This window comes from Hydrogenophaga intermedia, assembly GCF_023715105.1.
GTDB classification, from domain to species: Bacteria; Pseudomonadota; Gammaproteobacteria; order Burkholderiales; family Burkholderiaceae_C; genus Hydrogenophaga; species Hydrogenophaga intermedia_A.
Genome location: NZ_JAMBNO010000018.1, coordinates 58207 through 76134 on the forward strand (window position 1 = coordinate 58207; position 17928 = coordinate 76134).

Annotated in this window: 20 protein-coding genes; 6 read left to right on the forward strand and 14 right to left on the reverse strand. The window is 68.0% G+C overall.

The genetic code is table 11. The annotated features are described in order from the left end of the window. Nucleotides 1–13: 13 nt before the first annotated feature. Genes M3149_RS16980 through folC form a run of 3 tightly spaced genes read right to left on the reverse strand, consistent with a single transcriptional unit; the run spans nt 14 to nt 2597 of the window. Complete coding sequence (locus M3149_RS16980; RefSeq protein WP_251710733.1) at nt 14–499, reverse strand: CvpA family protein; 486 nt, start codon at nt 497–499, stop codon at nt 14–16. A 13-nt stretch (nt 500–512) separates the two neighbouring features. Next, nucleotides 513–1202: an SPOR domain-containing protein gene (locus M3149_RS16985; RefSeq protein WP_251710734.1), complete on the reverse strand. Its 690-nt coding sequence runs from the start codon at nt 1200–1202 to the stop codon at nt 513–515. Between the two features lie 48 nt (nt 1203–1250). Next, on the reverse strand, nt 1251–2597 hold the full coding sequence (gene folC / locus M3149_RS16990; RefSeq protein ID WP_251710735.1) for a bifunctional tetrahydrofolate synthase/dihydrofolate synthase: 1347 nt from the start codon (nt 2595–2597) through the stop codon (nt 1251–1253). 56 nt (nt 2598–2653) lie between these two features. Here folC and M3149_RS16995 point away from each other — a divergent pair, with 56 nt between their 5' ends. The 3 genes from M3149_RS16995 to argG all read left to right on the forward strand — a co-directional run bounded on the left by M3149_RS16995 (nt 2654) and on the right by argG (nt 4767). Then, nucleotides 2654–3001 (forward strand): ArsC family reductase, encoded by a 348-nt coding sequence (locus tag M3149_RS16995; protein ID WP_251710736.1) that lies wholly within the window; start codon nt 2654–2656, stop codon nt 2999–3001. A gap of 92 nt (nt 3002–3093) precedes the next feature. Continuing rightward, nucleotides 3094–3411: a pyrimidine/purine nucleoside phosphorylase gene (locus M3149_RS17000; protein ID WP_251710737.1), complete on the forward strand. Its 318-nt coding sequence runs from the start codon at nt 3094–3096 to the stop codon at nt 3409–3411. Between the two features lie 24 nt (nt 3412–3435). Then, on the forward strand, nt 3436–4767 hold the full coding sequence (argG, locus tag M3149_RS17005; RefSeq protein ID WP_251710738.1) for an argininosuccinate synthase: 1332 nt from the start codon (nt 3436–3438) through the stop codon (nt 4765–4767). 53 nt (nt 4768–4820) lie between these two features. Here the strand turns inward: argG and murB are convergent, their stop codons facing one another. After that, nucleotides 4821–5873: a UDP-N-acetylmuramate dehydrogenase gene (gene murB, locus M3149_RS17010; RefSeq protein WP_251710739.1), complete on the reverse strand. Its 1053-nt coding sequence runs from the start codon at nt 5871–5873 to the stop codon at nt 4821–4823. A gap of 33 nt (nt 5874–5906) precedes the next feature. Here murB and M3149_RS17015 point away from each other — a divergent pair, with 33 nt between their 5' ends. After that, nucleotides 5907–6392: a YajQ family cyclic di-GMP-binding protein gene (locus M3149_RS17015; RefSeq protein ID WP_251710740.1), complete on the forward strand. Its 486-nt coding sequence runs from the start codon at nt 5907–5909 to the stop codon at nt 6390–6392. A 2-nt stretch (nt 6393–6394) separates the two neighbouring features. Further along, nucleotides 6395–7039, forward strand: coding sequence for a retropepsin-like aspartic protease family protein (locus tag M3149_RS17020; protein WP_251710741.1), 645 nt, complete (start codon nt 6395–6397; stop codon nt 7037–7039). On the opposite strand, the gene M3149_RS17025 is transcribed toward M3149_RS17020, so the two are convergent. From M3149_RS17025 to M3149_RS17040, 4 genes are read right to left on the reverse strand one after another with little or no spacing between them, the layout of a single operon-like run. Beyond that, entirely contained in the window at nt 7040–7396 is a 357-nt protein-coding gene (locus tag M3149_RS17025; RefSeq protein ID WP_251710742.1) for a RidA family protein, read from the reverse strand. Continuing rightward, a complete protein-coding gene (gene plsY / locus M3149_RS17030; RefSeq protein ID WP_251710743.1) occupies nt 7393–8022 on the reverse strand; it encodes a glycerol-3-phosphate 1-O-acyltransferase PlsY in 630 nt (209 codons plus the stop codon). The genes M3149_RS17025 and plsY overlap by 4 nt, the downstream gene beginning before the upstream one ends. Nucleotides 8023–8055: 33 nt before the next feature. After that, nucleotides 8056–8550: an aminoacyl-tRNA deacylase gene (locus tag M3149_RS17035; RefSeq protein WP_251710744.1), complete on the reverse strand. Its 495-nt coding sequence runs from the start codon at nt 8548–8550 to the stop codon at nt 8056–8058. Further along, a complete protein-coding gene (locus M3149_RS17040) occupies nt 8547–9599 on the reverse strand; it encodes an aldo/keto reductase (protein ID WP_251710745.1) in 1053 nt (350 codons plus the stop codon). Before M3149_RS17040 ends, M3149_RS17035 begins: the two co-directional genes overlap by 4 nt. A gap of 156 nt (nt 9600–9755) precedes the next feature. Between M3149_RS17040 and M3149_RS17045 the strand changes: the two genes are divergently transcribed. Then, the gene (locus M3149_RS17045; RefSeq protein WP_251710746.1) at nt 9756–10427 is read left to right on the forward strand and encodes an OmpA family protein; all 672 of its coding nucleotides are present in this window, start codon (nt 9756–9758) and stop codon (nt 10425–10427) included. A 48-nt stretch (nt 10428–10475) separates the two neighbouring features. Here the strand turns inward: M3149_RS17045 and M3149_RS17050 are convergent, their stop codons facing one another. The 6 genes from M3149_RS17050 to M3149_RS17075 form a co-directional block, all read right to left on the reverse strand. Further along, complete coding sequence (locus M3149_RS17050) at nt 10476–11834, reverse strand: Ig-like domain-containing protein (protein ID WP_251710747.1); 1359 nt, start codon at nt 11832–11834, stop codon at nt 10476–10478. A 1-nt stretch (nt 11835) separates the two neighbouring features. After that, nucleotides 11836–13257: a hypothetical protein gene (locus M3149_RS17055; protein WP_251710748.1), complete on the reverse strand. Its 1422-nt coding sequence runs from the start codon at nt 13255–13257 to the stop codon at nt 11836–11838. Between the two features lie 267 nt (nt 13258–13524). Beyond that, entirely contained in the window at nt 13525–14979 is a 1455-nt protein-coding gene (locus M3149_RS17060; RefSeq protein WP_435370757.1) for a gamma-aminobutyraldehyde dehydrogenase, read from the reverse strand. Between the two features lie 29 nt (nt 14980–15008). Then, on the reverse strand, nt 15009–15815 hold the full coding sequence (locus M3149_RS17065) for an ABC transporter permease (RefSeq protein ID WP_251710749.1): 807 nt from the start codon (nt 15813–15815) through the stop codon (nt 15009–15011). A gap of 138 nt (nt 15816–15953) precedes the next feature. Beyond that, a complete protein-coding gene (locus M3149_RS17070) occupies nt 15954–16904 on the reverse strand; it encodes an ABC transporter permease (protein WP_251710750.1) in 951 nt (316 codons plus the stop codon). A 2-nt stretch (nt 16905–16906) separates the two neighbouring features. After that, on the reverse strand, nt 16907–17926 hold the full coding sequence (locus M3149_RS17075; protein ID WP_251710751.1) for an ABC transporter ATP-binding protein: 1020 nt from the start codon (nt 17924–17926) through the stop codon (nt 16907–16909). Nucleotides 17927–17928: the final 2 nt, after the last annotated feature.

The following is a 17928-nucleotide window of genomic DNA, read 5'->3' on the forward strand; positions in this document are numbered from 1 at the left end:
GGGTTCCTTCGTTTCAGGGGATGTGGCGCGCCAGTGGGTCGGGCAGCAGCGGCTTGACGGTGTGCAGGGTGCTGCTGAGCACGCTGGCGGTGGGCGATGCGCGCCACCAGTTGTCGTTCTGCATCTGGGTGATGGTGACCACGAGTGCGATGGCCAGCAGGATGATCGCGCCACGCAGCAGGCCAAAAGCACCACCGAGCACGCGGTCGACCGGCCGCAGACCGACCGAGGCGACCAGCTTCTGCACCAGCCAGGCGATGAGCCCGCCCAGGAAGGCGATGGCGATGAACACCAGCGCAAAGCCGATGGCCAGTTGCAGCGGTGGCGTGACGCGCTCGATGGGCAACCAGGGCACGATGTCGTCGGCCCAGGCCTGGGCCAGGAAAAACGCGGCTACCCAGCCGGCCACCGAGAGCACCTCGAACATCAGGCCCCGCCACAGACCCAATAGCACCGACAGCACCAGCAGCGCAAGCAGCACCCAGTCGGTCAACAGCATGGGTCGCTCCCGATCACAGCGTGAGGATGGCCGCGGGCAGGCCCAGGGCCTTCACGCGCGCAGCCGCCTTTTCCGCGTCGGCACGGTTGTCGAACGGCCCCACGCGCACGCGCACGCGCCGCCCTTCTGCCGTCTGCGCCACGTGCACGTAAGTCTTGAGCCCGGCGCGCTCGAGTTTCTGGCGGGTTTCGCGCGCGCGCGCCTCGTCGGCAAAGGCACCGACCTGAACGACCACGCGTTCGGACACCGCGCTGGGCGTGGCAACGGGTGTCTTGCCCTGCAGGATGGCCTGGGCCCGCGCCGCCTCGGCACTGTCGCGCTGGGATGTTGCGGGCGCTGGCGCTGGCACAGGTGCGGGAGCTGGTGCGGGTGCGGGTGCTGGAGCCGGGCCGGGAGCGGCTGCCGCAGCGGGGGCAGGCGCAGGCGCAGGCGCAGGCGCAGGCGCAGGCGCAGACGCGGGCTCGGGCGCAGGGGCAGGCCTGACGGCCACCGGCGGGGGGCTGTTGCGTGCCGGGATCTCGATCGGGATGTCGACCGCAATCGGGCGCGGCTGGCTGTCGAAGAACAACGGGAAGCCGACCACACCCGCTGCCACCAGCACGCTGGCGCCGATGAGGCGGTGGCGGGCACGGCGGCGCACGGCCTCGATGGTGGGCGGGGGAGACGACGGGCTGCCCTGGGAGCCGGAGCGGGGGCTGGTCATGGGGTCGCTGGGCCTCGGACGGGGCGGTGGATCGACGGCTCCGGACCTTCAAGTGCCCAGGTGTTTGGCCGCCCGCTTCGGCAGGCCGTCCTGCAGCACACCACCGACGGTGTAGAACGAGCCAAAGACCACAATTCTATCAGCCGGCCCCGCAGCACCGAGGGCCGCGGACAGCGCCAGCGAGGGGCTGGCAAAGGTGCCCGCAAGTGCCTTCTCGCCCGCCGGCAGCGCCTGGATGTGCGGCACCAGATCGACCGCCTTGATGGCCCGGGCGATCGGCAGGTCGCACAGGTACCAGCGGTCCACCAGCGGGGCCACGCGCGACAGCATGGCGTCCAGATCCTTGTCGGCCATGGCGCCGAAAACGGCGTGCGTGCAGGGGTAGAAGCCCATGGCATCCAGGTTCTCGGTCAGCGCGGCCACCGAATGCGGGTTGTGCGCCACGTCCAGCACCAGGGTGGGCGTGCCGGGCAAGATCTGGAAGCGCCCGGGCAGCTCGACCAGCACCAGGCCCGTGCGCACCGCCTGCGCAGTGACGGGCAGTCGCCCGCGCAAGGCCTCGAGCGCCGCCAGCACGCCCGCGGCGTTGACGAGCTGGTTGGCACCGCGCAGTGCCGGGTATGGCAGGCCGCTGTAGCGGCGCGCGCCGCGCGTAGGGTGGGTGGCCCAGCCCCACTGCTGCTTGTCACCCGCGAAGTGGAAATCGGCGCCCACGCGCCACAGGTCGGCGTCGATTTCGCGCGCGTGGTCGATCACGCTTTGCGGCGGCGCCGGGTCGCTCACCACCACCGGGCGGCCAGTGCGCATGATGCCGGCCTTCTCGCGCCCGATGCTCTCGCGATCAGGGCCGAGGATGGCGGTGTGGTCGAGGTCGATGCTGGTGATCACCGCGCAATCCGCATCGATGATGTTCACCGCGTCCAGCCGCCCGCCCAGGCCGATCTCCAGGATGGCCACATCGACACCGGCGCGCGCAATGCAGCGCAGGATGGCCAGCGTGGTGAACTCGAAATAGGTCAGGCTGATCTCGGCCTCGCCGCCCTGCCCCCGGCGCGCCACCTCGACCTCGGCCAGGGCCGGCACCAGCTCGTCGGCCGCCACGGGCTGGCCCTCGATGCGGCAGCGCTCCTCGAAATACACCAGGTGCGGCGAGGTGTACACACCCGTGCGGTAGCCCGACTGGGTGTAAATCGACTCGAGCAAGGCGCAGGTGCTGCCCTTGCCGTTGGTGCCCGCCACTGTGATCACCGGGCAATCGAGTTGCAGGCCCATGCGCCGCGCCACCACCTGCACGCGTTCGAGCCCCATGTCGATGACGACCGGGTGCAGGCGTTCGGCATGCGCCAGCCAATCGGCCAGCGTCGTGGGATGGTCGGGAACGGGGATGTGCAGCATGGCGCGAATTGTCCCACCCGCCACTTGCCCGTCGGGGCTCGCGGACAATGCCGGCCATGATCACGCTGCATGGCATCCCGAACTGCGACACGGTGAAAAAGGCGCGCGCCTGGCTCGACGCCAACGGACGCGAACACCGCTTCCACGACTTCAAGAAACTCGGTGTGCCCGAGACCGGACTGGACGCCTGGATCGCTGCCGCGGGCTGGGAGGCCGTGCTGAACCGCAAGGGCACCACATGGCGTGCGCTGGACGACGCCACGCGCGCCGCCGTGACCGACGCCGCCAGCGCCCGCGCCCTGATGATCAGCCAGCCCAGCCTGATCAAGCGCCCGGTGGTGGTGTGGAACGACGGCGCCATCACGGTGGGCTTCGACGCGGCGGACTGGGCCACCCGACGCTGAAGGCGGCCGCCCGGTCCTACCGGCACCGGGACCGCCGCGCGCGGCCAGCGGCCTAAAATCCGCGGTTTGTCCCTCCGCAGCCCCACCATCCCATGAGCACCACCCAGATCAGCGGCGTGACCGTCGCCACCCAGGCCAACGTCTATTTCGACGGCAAGTGCGTGAGCCACAGCCTCACGCTGGCCGACGGCACGAAGAAGTCGGTGGGCGTCGTTCTGCCCGCCACGCTGACCTTCAACACCGGCGCGCCCGAGATCATGGAATGCGTGGCCGGTGGCTGCGAATACCTGTTGGCTGGCAGCAGCACCTGGCAGAAAAGCGGCCCCGGTGACAAGTTCCACGTGCCCGGCAACAGCAGCTTCCAGATCCGCGTGAGCGAGGCCTACCACTACATCTGCCACTTCGGCTGACCCGCTGACACAGGACACACAACCATGGCCACCATCCTGCAACACCTGCCCACGCAACAGAAGGTCGGCATCGCCTTCTCCGGCGGCCTGGACACCAGCGCCGCCCTGCTGTGGATGAAGAAAAAGGGCGCCGTGCCCTATGCCTACACCGCCAACCTCGGCCAGCCCGACGAGAGCGACTACGACGCCATCCCGCGCAAGGCCATGGCCTATGGCGCCGAAAAGGCGCGCCTGATCGACTGCCGCCAGCAGCTCGCGCACGAAGGCATTGCCGCGTTGCAGTGCGGGGCCTTTCACATCAGCACCGCGGGCATCACCTACTTCAACACCACGCCGCTGGGGCGCGCCGTGACCGGCACCATGCTCGTGGCCGCCATGAAGGAGGACGACGTCAACATCTGGGGTGACGGCTCCACCTTCAAGGGCAACGACATCGAGCGCTTCTACCGCTACGGCCTGCTCACCAACCCGAGCCTGAAGATCTACAAGCCCTGGCTCGACCAGACCTTCATCGACGAGCTCGGCGGGCGCAAGGAGATGAGCGAGTTCCTCATCGCCAACGGCTTCGACTACAAGATGAGCGTGGAGAAGGCCTACAGCACCGACAGCAACATGCTCGGCGCCACGCACGAGGCGAAGGATCTGGAGCACCTCAACAGCGGCATCCGCATCGTCAACCCCATCATGGGCGTGCCGTTCTGGCGCGAGGACTGCGTGGTCAAGCCCGAAGAGGTGACGGTGCGCTTCGAGGACGGCCAGCCGGTGGCCCTCAACGGCCAGACGTTCGACAGCCTGGTCGACCTGATCATGAAGGCCAACGAGATCGGCGGTCGCCACGGCCTGGGCATGAGCGACCAGATCGAGAACCGGATCATCGAGGCCAAGAGCCGCGGCATCTACGAGGCCCCGGGCCTGGCGCTGCTGTTCATCGCCTACGAGCGCCTGGTCACGGGCATCCACAACGAAGACACCATCGAGCAATACCGCATGAACGGCTTGAAGCTCGGCCGCCTGCTCTACCAGGGCCGCTGGTTCGACCCGCAGGCCATCATGCTGCGCGAATCGGCGCAGCGCTGGGTGGCACGCGCCATCACCGGCGAGGTGACGATCGAGCTGCGCCGCGGCAATGACTACTCCATCCTCAACACCGAGAGCCCCAACCTCACCTACGCGCCCGAGCGGCTGTCGATGGAAAAGGTGGAAGGCGCGCCCTTCACCCCGCTGGACCGCATCGGCCAGCTCACCATGCGCAACCTGGACATCACCGACACGCGCGGCAAGCTGGGCGTGTACGCGCGCGCCGGCCTGGTGTCGCTGGGCTCGGGCTCGGACATGCTCAGGCTAGAAGGCGAGTGAGCGTCTGAAAGACCATCGAAAAAGCCGCCCTCGGGCGGCTTTTTCGTGGGTGCTCAAATGACCACGGGTTCCGGTTCGAGCCGGATGCCGAAGCGCTCGTACACGCTGGTCTGGATCGCCCTCGCCAGCGTCACGACCTCACCGCCGGTCGCACCGCCGCGGTTCACCAGCACCAGCGCCTGCTTCTCATAGACACCGGCGTTGCCCACACCGCGGCCCTTCCAGCCGCAAGCGTCGATCAGCCAGCCCGCAGCGAGCTTCACCGTGCCGTCGGGCATGGGGTAGTGCACCACCTTGGGTTCGCGCGCGATGATGTCGGCGCACTGCTCGGGCGTCACCGTGGGGTTCTTGAAGAAACTGCCGGCGTTGCCGATCACGGCCGGGTCGGGCAGCTTGGCACGGCGGATGGCGCAGACCCAGTCGAACAGGGTCTGTGCGTCGGGCGCGGTGTTGCCGGTCTCGGCCATCTTGCGCTCCAGATCAGCGTAGCCCAGCACCGGCTTCCAGGCCTTGGGCAGCCAGAAGCGCACCCGCGTGATGAGCGCGCGGCCGGCCAGGCCGAAATCGCGCATGTCGGCGGAGGCGTGCTTGAACACCGAGTCGCGGTAGCCGAAGCCGCATTGCGCGGCGTCGAGCGTGAACGCCTCGCCGCTGCGCAGGTCGATCGCGTCGAGCGAGTGAAAGCGGTCTTGCAGTTCCACGCCATAGGCACCGATGTTCTGCACCGGCGAGGCCCCCACCGTGCCCGGGATCAGCGCCAGGTTCTCCAACCCGGGCCAGCCCTGCTGCAGCGTCCATTGCACGAAGGCGTGCCAGTTCTCGCCCGCGCCGGCCTCGATCAGCCAGCCCTTGCCGGTCTCCTCCACCAGGCGGCGGCCCATGATCTCGACCTTGAGCACCAGCGGCTTCACATCGCCCGTGATCACCAGGTTGCTGCCCCCGCCCAGCACGAAGGGCATGGCGTCGCGCGTGAGCACCTCCCACTCGGGCGTGGCGCGCAATTGCGCCAGATCCGCCTCGCTGCGGATGCGCGCCAGATGGTGTGCCTTGGCCACGATGCCAAAGCTGTTGTGGGCCTGTAGCGGTACCTGCTTCTCGACTATCATGGCCGCGATTTTCTCACCCACACCAGTCCTGCCATGCCGTCGTTCGACACCGTCCTCGAAGCCGATCTCGTTGAAGTCAAGAATGCCGTCGATCAGGTGGCGCGCGAAATCGGCACGCGCTTCGATTTCAAGGGCACCAGCGCGGCGATCGAATTCAAGGACAAGGAAATCACGCTGCACGGCGACGCTGATTTCCAGCTGCAGCAGATCGAGGACGTGCTGCGCAACAAGCTGGCCAAACGCAACGTGGATGTGCGTTTCCTCGACATGGGCAAGGTCGAGAAGGTGGGCGGCGACAAGGTCAAACAGGTGGCCAAGGTGCGCAACGGCATCGCCACCGAGGATGGCAAGAAGATCCAGCAGGCCATCAAGGCCAGCAAGCTCAAGGTACAGGCCGCCATTCAGGGCGACGCGGTGCGCGTCACCGGTGCCAAGCGCGACGATCTGCAGGCGGCGATGGCCATCATCCGCACCGAGATGAAGGACTTGCCGCTCTCGTTCAACAACTTCCGCGACTGACGATGCGGCGGGCACTGATCGCGGCGGTGCTCGCTGGCGCAACCGGCGCGGCATGGGCGCAATCGGTGGCGCTTTCCGGCGTGTCGGGCAGCAAGGCGCTGCTGGTGATCGACGGCGGCGCGCCGCGCTTCGTGGCTGCGGGACAGACGCACCAGGGCGTGCGCGTGGTGTCGGTGCAGGGCGAAAACGCGGTGGTCGAATTCGACGGGCAGCGCCACACGTTGCGCGTGGGCGATGCGCCCGTGAGCCATGGCCGCGTGGCCACGGCAGAAGCCGCCAGCGCTCGCGTGGTGCTCACGGCCGACGCGCGGGGTCACTTCATGCCGCAGGGCCAGATCAACGGGCGCGCGGTGCAGTTCCTGGTGGACACCGGCGCCAGCCAGGTCGTCATCGGCGAGGCCGAGGCGCGCCGCCTGGGCCTGGCGTTCGAGAAGGGGCAGAAGGTGCAGGTGGGCACGGCCAACGGCAACGTGGTCGGACACCAGCTGCAGCTCGATTCCGTGCGCGTGGGCGACGCGCAGATTTACGGCGTGGCGGCCATCGTGCTGCCGCAGCCCATGCCCTTCGTGCTGCTGGGAAACAGCTTTCTCACGCGCTTCCAGATGCAGCGCACCAACGACCAGCTCACGCTGGAGCGGCGGTATTGATCAGGCCTGCGCGGCCGTGACCACGATCTCGATGCGGTAAGCCGGATTGGCGAGCGCGGCCTGCACCGTGGCGCGCGGCGGTGCGGCGCCGGGCACCACCCAGGCATCCCACACCTCGTTCATGGCCGCGATGTCGCGGATGTCGGTGAGGAAGATCTCGGTGCGCAGGATGCGCGACTTGTCGCTGCCGCACTCCTTCAGGCGCTGCTCCACCTGCTGCAGCACGTCCGCGGTCTGGCCGCGGATGTCGACGTCACCCCGTTCGGGGACCATGCCGGCCAGAAACACGATGCCGTTGAACACGGCGGCCTCGCTGTAGCGCGCGGCCATGCCGATGCGCGTGATGTCGGGGTTCATTTCTTCTTCGCTCCCAGCTTGCTTTCGGTGCCTGCGATCAGGCGGTTGATGTTCTCCGCGTGACGCCACACCAGCAACACCGCCATGGCGGCCAGGGCCAGCACCATCACGCCTGGCGCCTCCCAGGCCACGCCGCCGCCCAGCAGGTAGTAAGCCGGCGCGAACACCGCGGTGACGATGGACGCCAATGACGAGTAACGGAAGAAGAAGGCGATGATGACCCAGGTGGCCAGCGAGGCCAGGCCCAGCCAGGGGTTGAAGGCCAGGATGACACCGGCCGCCGTCGCGACGCCCTTGCCGCCCTGGAAGCGGAAGAACACCGGGAACAGGTGGCCCAGGAAGGCCGCGAAACCCGCCAGCGCGACCGTGCCAGCGCCCAACCCGTAGCGCTCGCCGTACACCTGCACCAGCACCACCGGCAACCAGCCCTTCAAGGCGTCGAGCAGCAGCGTGACGACGGCCGCGGCCTTGTTGCCCGAGCGCAGCACGTTGGTGGCGCCGGGGTTCTTGCTGCCGTAGGTGCGCGGATCGGCCAGGCCCATGAAGCGGCTCACGACCACGGCGAACGACAACGATCCGATCAGGTACGCGGCCAGGGTGGCCAGCGCGGGGTACAGCGCTTGCAAGCTCGTCTCCTCACTCGTTATGGAAAGCGGGCGTCATTCTGCCAGCGCACATTGCACCGGCTTCGCACCCAGCGGGCCGCTCAGCACCGACGGATCGATGCCGACCAGGAAGCCGCGCCGCCCGCCATTGATCCAGATCTTCGGCAACGCCAGCACCGTGGACTCCACGTACACCGGCATCGCGCGCTTCAGGCCGAACGGCGAGGTGCCGCCCACCAGAAACCCGCTGTGCCGATTGGCCACCTCCGGTTTACAGGGTTCGACCGACTTGGCGCCGATCTGGCGCGCGAGGTTCTTGGTCGACACCGTGCGGTTGCCGTGCATGAGCACGGCCAGCGGCTTCGCGCTCTCGTCCTGCATGATCAGCGTCTTGACCACCGCGAACGGGTCGAGCCCGAGCACCTGCGCGCTGTGTTGCGCGCCGCCGTGCTCGAGATACTCGTAGGGATGCTCGGTGAACGCCACGCCGTGCGCCTTGAGCCAGACGGTGGCGGGCGTCTCGCTGACGTGCGCGGCCTTCTTGCTCATTGCGCCGGATCGCGCGACTCCCAGCGGATCGCGTCGATGGCGGCCAGCAGTTCGGGCGAGAGCTGCACGCCCCAGGCGTCCAGACACTCGTCGAGCTGGGTCACGCTGGTCACACCGATGATGGTGCTGGCCACGCGCCAGTTGCGGTAGCAAAACGCCAGTGCCAGTTGCGACGGCGTGAGGCCATGCTCGCGCGCCAGCGCGTTGTAGCGCTTCGCGGTGGCCAGCGCCTCGGGGCGGCCCCAGCGCTGCTTGCGCATGCTCTCAAAGATCGCCATGCGACCGTGATCGCCAACCAGGCCAGTGTTGTCGTACTTGCCCGTGAGCAAGCCGAAGCCCAGCGGCGAATACGCCAGCAGCGACACACCGAGGCGATGGCAGGTTTCGTCCAGGCCGTTCTCGTACGAGCGGTTGATCAGGCAGTACGGGTTCTGCACCGTGGTCACGCGCGGCAGGCCGTGCTGTTCGGCCAGGCGCACGAACTCGTGCACGCCATACGGGGACTCGTTGGACAGGCCGATCGCACGCACCTTGCCGGCCTTCACGAGCTCGGCCATGGCATCGAGCTGTTCGTGGATCGAGGCGTGCGGCTTGTCCTTCGTGGGGTCGAAAACCATCGCGCCGAACGCCGGCACGTTGCGCGCCGGCCAGTGGATCTGGTAGAGGTCGATGACGTCGGTCTGCAGGCGGCGCAAGCTGCCCTCGCAAGCCTGCACGATCTCGGCCTTGCTCAGGCCAGCCACCTCGCCGCGGATCCAGGGCATGCCGCGCGACGGCCCGGCCACCTTGGTGGCCAGCACCACCTTGCGGCGCAGCCCGGGCGTGCGCGAGAACCAGTTGCCGATGATGGTTTCGGTCGAACCGCAGGTTTCGGCGCGCGCGGGCACGGAATACATCTCCGCCGCGTCGAGGAAGTTCACGCCGCGCTCGATCGCGCGGTCGAGAATGGTGTGCGCGGTGGCCTCGTTCACCTGTTCACCGAAGGTCATCGTGCCCAGGCAGATGGGCGTCACTTGCAGGGGGCTCTGGCCCAGGGTCAGCGTTTTCATGAAAGCATTTGTAAGTTCGTCGGATACCTGTCAGGCGAACACCCGAGAGGGGTATAAGTTTAGGCGTTGGTCTACAACCCACGGGTCGCGGTGGTGGCATCGCGGCCTCATACTTTCCCTTCAACAATCGACAAGCACCAGCGAGGAGTACCCATCATGACCATCCGAACCACATCTCTCACCCGAGGCTTCACGCTCGTCACCGTGGCCGTTGCGCTGGCCGTCAGCGGCTGCGCCAACATGAGCGAAACGCAGCAGGACTCCGCCAAGGGCGCCGGCATCGGTGCCGCGGCCGGTGCGGTGCTCGGCGCACTCACGGGCGGCTCCAAAGGCGCGGCGCGCGGGGCTGTCATCGGCGCGGGCGCCGGCGCCCTGGGCGGCTACATCTGGTCCACGCGCATGCAGGAGCAAAAGCGCCAGATGGAAGCGGCCACCGCAGGCACCGGCATCGGCGTGAGTCAAACCGCCGACAACCGCTTGAAGCTCGACATCCCGGCCGACGCGGGCTTTGCCAGCGGCCGCGCCACCCTGAGCCCAACGCTGGTGCGCGTGCTGGGCCAGTTCGCCACCACGCTGCAGCAGAACCAGGGCACACAGGTGGCCATCATCGGCCACACCGACAGTTCGGGCAGCGATGCGATCAACAACCCGCTCTCGTTCGATCGCGCCAACGCCACGCGCGACTACCTCGTCTCGCGCGGCGTGTCTGCCGCACGCATCGCCACCGACGGCCGCGGCTCGCGCGAGCCGATCGCCGACAACAGCACGCCCGCCGGCCGCGCCATGAACCGCCGGGTCGAGATCTACGTGGCCGAGCCGGCGAGCTGATCCACTGCTGCTGTCACCCCTCATCAGCCCGGCCACCGCCGGGCTTTTTTACGGCACGGGGAGCACCCTGCGCCGGATGGGGGTGAGATCGATATCCACCCCGCCAGTGCCCAGCACGGGGCCAGAAGGTGGCGGGTCGTAGTACTCGACGTACACGGTCACCTGCTTCTTTGCCTCCAAATGGCGCAGTTCATCGGCGGGCAAGGTGGCGGTGATGGTGGCCTGGCCGCGGCGGTGCACCAACAGGGTATTGCCCTCGATGGAAGCCACGGAGCTGTATCCGTCGATGGTGAAGATGAAATCGGACGTGCTGCCCGCGGGCTTCGCCAGATCTGTCGGGAGCGAGTACTTGGTCGGTATGGCTCCCCGCCCCAGGATGTAATCGACCTCGAAGTCGGTGAAGTCCGTGATCTGGAAGGGCGCCGGCTTGACCGTGAGGCTGGCCACGACACGAGTCCCCTGGCAGCCGTTCTGAGCCGGTTGTGTCAGCACCACCTCGGCCTCGCCCGCCAGCCCGGTCAGCACAATGGTCCGGCCGTCGCTGGCCAGCTTGGCCACCACGTGCGAGCCCGGGTTGTTCAAGGACACCTGGATGGAGGTGGGGTCGCCGACAGCACCGGTCCATGCGGGCATGAAAGCCGGATCGGTCGTGACTTTGGTGATGGGCGCCAATGCCAGTGTGTTGGGGCTCAGGGGGGCCTCCTCCCCTGGCGTGTTCGGCGCAATGGCCTCATCGACCGTGAGCGTCACGGTGAGGTGGGCATCCTTGTGGTTGCCTGCCGCCGCCTGCGTCACTGTGATGGTGGTGCTGCCCACGCGGGATGGCGTCAGCACCTTCGTCTGGTTGTCGACCGTGGCGATGATGCTGCCGGCGCTGTCCGGGTTGACGACATAGCTGAACGCGCCAAGCTTGTTCGGCGAGTCCGTGGGGTCGTTCAGGGTCAAGGTGTTGCCCAGTCGAACCGTTTGATCGGACCAAGTAAACGTGGGTGTGACCGGGGTGCCGTTCACCTTGAGTTTGTAGCTGGCCGTGGCATGCCGGTAGGGCGGCTGGGCGGCCTGGGTGGCGATGATGGTGGTCTCGCCATCGAGCACGGCGGTAACCTCGCCCGTCAGCGCGTCCACGGTGGCAATGGCCGGGTTGACGCTGCGGTAGCTGACGGTGCCGCTGCTGTGGCGGGTGGTGGCGGTGCGTGTGATCTTGTCACCCTGGCCTATGCTGATCTCGGCCTCGGCGAAGGCGATCTGCTTGAAGGTGGTGATCGTCAAGTTGCTGATGGAAACGCCGGAGGCCCAGGCAACCGGCATGCCGAGCATGAGGAACAGCAGGGCTTGCCAGGCTGTATCTGCGATGCGGGCGGCGATGCGGCTCATGGTCGCCATGCAGGGCCGCAGCGGGTTGCTCATGTCAGAACCCCTGAACGATGAAAGTCGCCGAGGACAAGGTCGGGCCATGGATGGGATCAATCACCTCGAACACCACTTCGGCCGGCAAGCCCACCCCGGCGCCAGGGTTGGGGAAGCGGCGCACACCGATGTGCAGCGCGCCGCCCTGCACCCAGACCACCGGGTGGCCATCGGCGCCCACGTTGGGGATGGACGCACCGTTGACGAGGAGGTCGAGCACGGTTGTGGCGGGCAAGGCCGTTCGCAGGATCAGCGCATCGGGCGTGGCACTGACGGTGGCACCGGACAGGCCGGCTTTGTCCAGCGTGGCGAGCACGCTGGGCCGCGCAGTGAGGTCCACCTTGGCCAGCGCACGGGTGGGCAGCTCGCGCGGGCGCTGGAACACCTCGTCGAGCCGGTGCACCTCGGCCGCGCGCCGCGACCTGACGCCGCCACAACGAGGCGGTGCAGCGCCCAGGGACGTCTGCATGCCGACCAGCAAACGGGTTCGCGCCTTCATGCCCGCAGAACCGCTGTCGCGCGTCAGCGCAAGGTGCCAACTGCCGCGGCGCAGACCGAATGACGCCCGGTCGCCGGCAGCGGCGGTGTCGTAGCGACCCAGGACCTCCCAGCAATCGGAGAGCGAGTGTGCGTAGGTCAGCCCGGCCGTGGTGTGGGCGGATTTTTCGAACGAGCCGTCCTGAAATCGGTACCGCAGGCGCTCACGGCCCAACGAGAGCCTGATGTCGACGTTCGACCAGGGGGTCAGACCCAAGCCGAGGTTGAATCCCTGCAGGTGCCCGGGCGAGATCTCGCGCGGATCGACCAGCACGCGCAAGGTCGTGGGTGAGTCCTCGAACATGACCGCATCGGGCACATCGGGCTTGCGCGCACGGCTGACATACGCGCTGGCATTGAGTTCGCTGAGCCAACGATGCTGCTCGAAGCGTTTGATGACGCGCACCAGTGCCGAACCCTGCGCGACCACCACGTCGTCGGGCCCGGAATGGAACGGGTAAGTGTTGGTGTCCCGCAGCCATCCCAGCGAGGCCCCGACATGCAGATCGGGGCGCGGGGAGTACAGGCCGTTGAGCACGATCTCCTGGTGCTCGATGCCGGCCACACCGTTGAGGCCCACGGCCCAGGTGTCGCTGATCAGGCGCGCGTAATCGACGCCCAGCCGCAGGCCGCCTGCACTGCCCCAGTCGCGCCCGATGCTGGCGCTCAGCCGCCCGTCGCTTGTGTCGCTGCGGTAGCGCGCACCCGACTCGTCCAGACTCAGGCCACCCGCCTGCAGGCGTGGGCGTTCGCCGGGCGCGGAACCAGGGTGGCGGTCGGGAATGACCGGGCTTGCGTGCGCTGCGGCCAGTGCCGTTGGTGACTTGCGCGATGGTGATGGGGAGAGCGACTGGGCCAGACAAGGCCCCAGGGCAAACGCGAGCAACGCGGCTGCATGAACACCGCGGCAAATCGACGAAACGGACATTGAACGAGCGCAAGTGTGACGCCATGGACCGCGGAGGCGATCGCCGAGACGGGTAACCGCCGTTTGTCGCTCGTGGTGGAAACTTCGTGAATACCGCGTTGGTACGAAATTTCCAGATGGTGTGGCGCGGCAAGCACCGCCACACCAGAAAACGCGGGCCGGCCCGGGCGCAACCACCCGGGACCGCCGTGGGCGCGCGGCGCGTGCCGCGCGCCCCGGATCAGGTCACAGTTTCGCCATCACATGGCGGGCCACGGTGTAGTCCTCCAGCGCGTACATCGACATGTCCTTGCCGTAGCCGCTGTGCTTTACGCCGCCGTGCGGCATCTCGTTGACCAGCATGAAGTGCGTGTTGATCCAGGTGCAGCCGTACTGCAGTTTGCGCGCCACCTTGAGCGCACGGCCGACGTCCTGCGTCCACACCGAAGAGGCCAGGCCGTAGTCGGAATCGTTGGCCCAGGTGATGGCCTCGTCGGGGTCGGAGAAGCGCGTGACCGAGACGACCGGGCCGAACACCTCGCGGCGCACGATTTCGTCGTCCTGGCGCGCACCGGCAATCACCGTGGGCTCGTAGAAAAAGCCGTTGCCCGCGCGCATCTTGCCGCCGGCGGTGATCTCCATGTGGCCCACCATCTGCGCGCGCTCCACGAAGCTGGCCACACGGTCGCGCTGGCGGTCGCTGATCAGCGGGCCGAGTTCCACACCGGCCTCGTCCTGCGTGCCCATCTTGATCGTCTTGACCGCGCTGCTGAGGTCGGCCACCAGGCGGTCGTACACCTTGGCGCCCGCATACAGGCGGCAGGCTGCGGTGCAGTCCTGCCCGGCGTTGTAGTAGCCGAAGGTGCGGATGCCTTCGACCACGGCGTCGATGTCGGCGTCGTCGAACACGATCACCGGCGCCTTGCCGCCCAGCTCCAGGTGCGTGCGCTTCAAGGTGCCGGTGGCTGCCTGCAGGATCTTGCGGCCGGTGGACACATCGCCGGTGAGCGAGACCATGCGCACCAGTGGATGCTCCACCAGCGGCTGGCCCACGCTGGCGCCGCGGCCGCACACCACGTTGAACACGCCCTTGGGCAGGATGTCGGCCACCACACGCGCGAGCAGCAGGCTGGTCAGCGGCGTCTGCTCGCTGGGCTTGAGGACCACCGTGTTGCCGGCCGCCAGCGCGGGCGCGATCTTCCAGGCGGCCATCATCAGCGGGTAGTTCCAGGGCGCGATGGAGCCGACCACACCGATCGGATCGCGCCGGATCATGCTGGTGTGGCCCGCGAGGTACTCGCCCGCCAGCGGGCCGTGCAGGTTGCGCGCCGCGCCCGCGAAGAAACGGAAGCAATCGGCGATGGCGGGGATCTCGTCCTCGAAGGCGCGCGCATAGGGCTTGCCGCAGTTGAGCGACTCGATGCGCGCGAAGGCCTCGGCGTTGGCCTCCACCGCGTCGGCCATCTTGAGCAGCAGGCGCGCGCGTTCGGCGGGCGTGGTGTCGCTCCAGCTGTCGAAGGCGCGGTTGGCTGCCAGCACCGCGCGGTGGATCTGCTCATACGACGCTTCGGGCACCTGCGCCAGCAGTTCCCCGGTGGCGGGGTTGAGCACCTTCTCGGCCTCGCCTTCGCCGGCGACGAACTGGCCATCGATGAACAGTTCCGTGTGCAGCGAGCTCGTGAAATCGGGGGTCTTGCCCATGGTGGTCTCCGTATCGTGCAGGTGTTGGGTCAGCGGCCGGTGGGTTGTTCGTCGGCGCGGGTGAGGTAGTAGGCCGCGAGGATGGGAATGAAGGTGAGCGCGATGATCACCACCGCCACCACGTTGGTCACAGGGCGCTGGCGCGGGCGGATCAGCTCCTGCAGCATCCAGATCGGCAACGTGGTCTGCTGGCCCGCGGTGAAGGTGGTGACGATGACCTCGTCGAAGCTGAGCGCGAAGGCCAGCAGCCCGCCCGCCAGCAGGGCCGAGCCCAGTTGCGGCAGGATCACGTAGCGGATGGTCTGGAAGGTGTCGGCGCCGAGATCCATCGAGGCCTCGATGAGCGAGGGGCTGTTGCGCCGCAGACGCGCCACCGCGTTGTTGTAGACCACCACCACGCAGAAGGTCGCGTGGCCGATCACGATGGTCCAGAAACTGAAGGGTATCTCCATCGTGCTGTAGGCGCTGCGCAGCGCGATGCCGGTGACCACGCCGGGCAGCGCGATCGGCAGGATCAGCAGCAACGAGATCGCGTCGCGTCCGAAGAAGCGCGTGCGCGCCAGGCCCGCAGCGGCCAGCGTGCCCAGCACCATGGCCACGGCGGTGGCGATCAGCGCCACGCGCATCGACAGGCCGATGGCGGCCCACACGTCCTCGCGCTCCCAGGCCACCGCGAACCACTGCGTGGTGAGCGCCGGCGGCGGGAACACGTAGCTCTTGTCCTCCGCGCTGAAGGCATACAGGATGATGAGCGCGAGCGGGATGTGCAGGAACAGCACCGCGGCCCAGGTCGCGCCGCGCAGGCCCCAACCCGCGCGAGAGGGATCTCGCTTCATGACCACCTCCCCGCAACGTGACCATCATGGCGCGCCCGCGCCGAAACCAGGGGTACCGCGGAACCGGCTTTGCCGGGCCGCTGGTACCGCCCCCTTGCAGGGGGGAAGCGGCGCCAGCCGCTGCGGGGGTGGGCTTGTTCAAAGCGCATCGAAGGCCCCCAGCTTCTTCGCGAACCACAGGTACACGCCGATCACCACGATGGGCACGAGCGAGAACGCGGCCGCGAACGGGATGTTGCCCGCCACGCCTTGCTGGCGGTAGACCACCTGGCCGATGAACAGCGTGGAGTCGCCGATCACCTGCGGAATGATGTAGTCGCCCAGCGTGAGCGAGAAGGTGAAGATCGAGCCTGCGGCGATGCCGGGCATGGCCAGCGGGAAGATCACCTTCCAGAAGGTGGTGCCGCCGCGCGCGCCCAGGTCGTTCGAGGCCTCGATGAGCGAGCCCGGGATGCGTTCGATGGCTGCCTGGATCGGCAGGATCATGAACGGCAGCCACATGTAGACGAACACGATGAAGGTGCCCAGGCGCGAGAACGACAGCGAGTTGCCGCCGATGCCGGGCGTGGCGAGCACCGCGTCGAGCACCCAGGTGAGGTGCAGCTCGGCCAGCACCCAGCCGATGGCGCCCTCCTTGGCCAGCAGCAGCTTCCAGGCGTACAGCCGCACCAGGTAGCTCGACCACAGCGGCAGCATGACCGCGATGTAGAGCAGCGCCTTCTGCGGCCCGCGCGCGTAACGGGCCATGTAGTACGCGATGGGAAACGCGATCACCGTGCACGCCACCGTCACCAGGGTGGCCATGAGCACGGTGCGCCACGCCACGTCGAGGTTGGCGGGCTGCAGCAGGTCACGGAAGTTCTGCAAGGTGAGCGTCGAGCGGTCCACCAGACCCGAGAACTCGTCGAGCGCGAAGAAGCTGTTGGCCAGCAGCGCGAACAACGAACCCAGGTAGATCACGCCGAACCACAGCAGTGGCGGCACCAGCAGCGCGGCAAGCGCCAGCGCGCGGTGGCGGTACAGCACGTCCGACAGGCGCCGCAGCGGGCCGGGGCGCGCGGGCGGTACCAGGGGCAGTGCGGCGGCCATGGTCATTGAGCCCCCTGGGCGGCGGCCAGCGGGTGCACCGCGTCGGCGGCCCATCGCAGGCCCACGCTGCTGCCCGGCGCGGGCAGCGTGGGGTGCTGCTCGGGGCTCAGGTCGATCGCGATGGCTTCGCCGTGCCAGTCCACCCGCAGGCGCGAGAAGGCGCCGAAGTACTGCGCGTCGATCACGGTGGCGCTGATGGTGCCCTCGCCGTCGGCCACGAGCTGGATGCGTTCGGGCCGCAGCATGGCGCTGGGCAGTCCGGTGAGCGTGCGCGCGCGCTGGCCGTCGAGCACGTTGGCTGCGCCCACGAACTCGGCCACGAAGCGCGTGGCGGGCCGGTTGTAGATGGTGGCCGGATCGCCCACCTGCTCGAGCCGTCCGTTGTTGAACACGCCGATGCGGTCGCTCATCGAGAGCGCCTCGTGCTGGTCGTGCGTGATGAAGAGAAAGGTGATGCCGAGTTGACGTTGCAGCGCCTTGAGCTCGGTCTGCATCTGCTCGCGCAGCTTGAGGTCGAGCGCGCCCAGGGGTTCGTCGAGCAGCAGCACCTGCGGGCGGTTGATGAGCGCGCGCGCCAGCGCCACGCGCTGGCGCTGGCCGCCCGAGAGCTGACCGGGCCGGCGATCGCCCACGCCGGGCAGGCGTACGAGCTCGAGCATTTCCTCGGCACGGCGGTGCCGCTCGGCCTTCTCCACGCGCTGCACCATCAGCCCGTAGGCGACGTTGTCGCGGATGCTCATGTGCGGAAACAGCGCGTAGTCCTGGAACACGGTGTTCACCGGGCGCGCATAGGGCGGCTGGTGCGTCACGTCGAGCCCGCCGATGCGGATGGTTCCGCTCGTGGGCAGCGTGAAGCCGCCGATCATGCGCAGGCAAGTCGTCTTGCCCGAGCCCGAGGGCCCGAGCAAGGTGAAGAACTCGCCGCCGTCGATCGTGAGGTCCACATGATCGACAGCGCGCACCGCTTGTGCGCCGCTGCCGAACACGCAGGACACCGCCTCCAGGGTGACTGCAACCGTCATGG

Coding starts and splice junctions, on each gene's coding strand:
- M3149_RS16980 (WP_251710733.1), bottom strand. CDS start 499: ATGCTGTTGACCGACTGGGTGCTGCTTGCGCTGCTGGTGCTGTCGGTG.
- M3149_RS16985 (WP_251710734.1), bottom strand. CDS start 1,202: ATGACCAGCCCCCGCTCCGGCTCCCAGGGCAGCCCGTCGTCTCCCCCG.
- folC (WP_251710735.1), bottom strand. CDS start 2,597: ATGCTGCACATCCCCGTTCCCGACCATCCCACGACGCTGGCCGATTGG.
- M3149_RS16995 (WP_251710736.1), top strand. CDS start 2,654: ATGATCACGCTGCATGGCATCCCGAACTGCGACACGGTGAAAAAGGCG.
- M3149_RS17000 (WP_251710737.1), top strand. CDS start 3,094: ATGAGCACCACCCAGATCAGCGGCGTGACCGTCGCCACCCAGGCCAAC.
- argG (WP_251710738.1), top strand. CDS start 3,436: ATGGCCACCATCCTGCAACACCTGCCCACGCAACAGAAGGTCGGCATC.
- murB (WP_251710739.1), bottom strand. CDS start 5,873: ATGATAGTCGAGAAGCAGGTACCGCTACAGGCCCACAACAGCTTTGGC.
- M3149_RS17015 (WP_251710740.1), top strand. CDS start 5,907: ATGCCGTCGTTCGACACCGTCCTCGAAGCCGATCTCGTTGAAGTCAAG.
- M3149_RS17020 (WP_251710741.1), top strand. CDS start 6,395: ATGCGGCGGGCACTGATCGCGGCGGTGCTCGCTGGCGCAACCGGCGCG.
- M3149_RS17025 (WP_251710742.1), bottom strand. CDS start 7,396: ATGAACCCCGACATCACGCGCATCGGCATGGCCGCGCGCTACAGCGAG.
- M3149_RS17035 (WP_251710744.1), bottom strand. CDS start 8,550: ATGAGCAAGAAGGCCGCGCACGTCAGCGAGACGCCCGCCACCGTCTGG.
- M3149_RS17040 (WP_251710745.1), bottom strand. CDS start 9,599: ATGAAAACGCTGACCCTGGGCCAGAGCCCCCTGCAAGTGACGCCCATC.
- M3149_RS17045 (WP_251710746.1), top strand. CDS start 9,756: ATGACCATCCGAACCACATCTCTCACCCGAGGCTTCACGCTCGTCACC.
- M3149_RS17050 (WP_251710747.1), bottom strand. CDS start 11,834: ATGAGCAACCCGCTGCGGCCCTGCATGGCGACCATGAGCCGCATCGCC.
- M3149_RS17060 (WP_435370757.1), bottom strand. CDS start 14,979: ATGGGCAAGACCCCCGATTTCACGAGCTCGCTGCACACGGAACTGTTC.
- M3149_RS17065 (WP_251710749.1), bottom strand. CDS start 15,815: ATGAAGCGAGATCCCTCTCGCGCGGGTTGGGGCCTGCGCGGCGCGACC.
- M3149_RS17070 (WP_251710750.1), bottom strand. CDS start 16,904: ATGGCCGCCGCACTGCCCCTGGTACCGCCCGCGCGCCCCGGCCCGCTG.
- M3149_RS17075 (WP_251710751.1), bottom strand. CDS start 17,926: ATGACGGTTGCAGTCACCCTGGAGGCGGTGTCCTGCGTGTTCGGCAGC.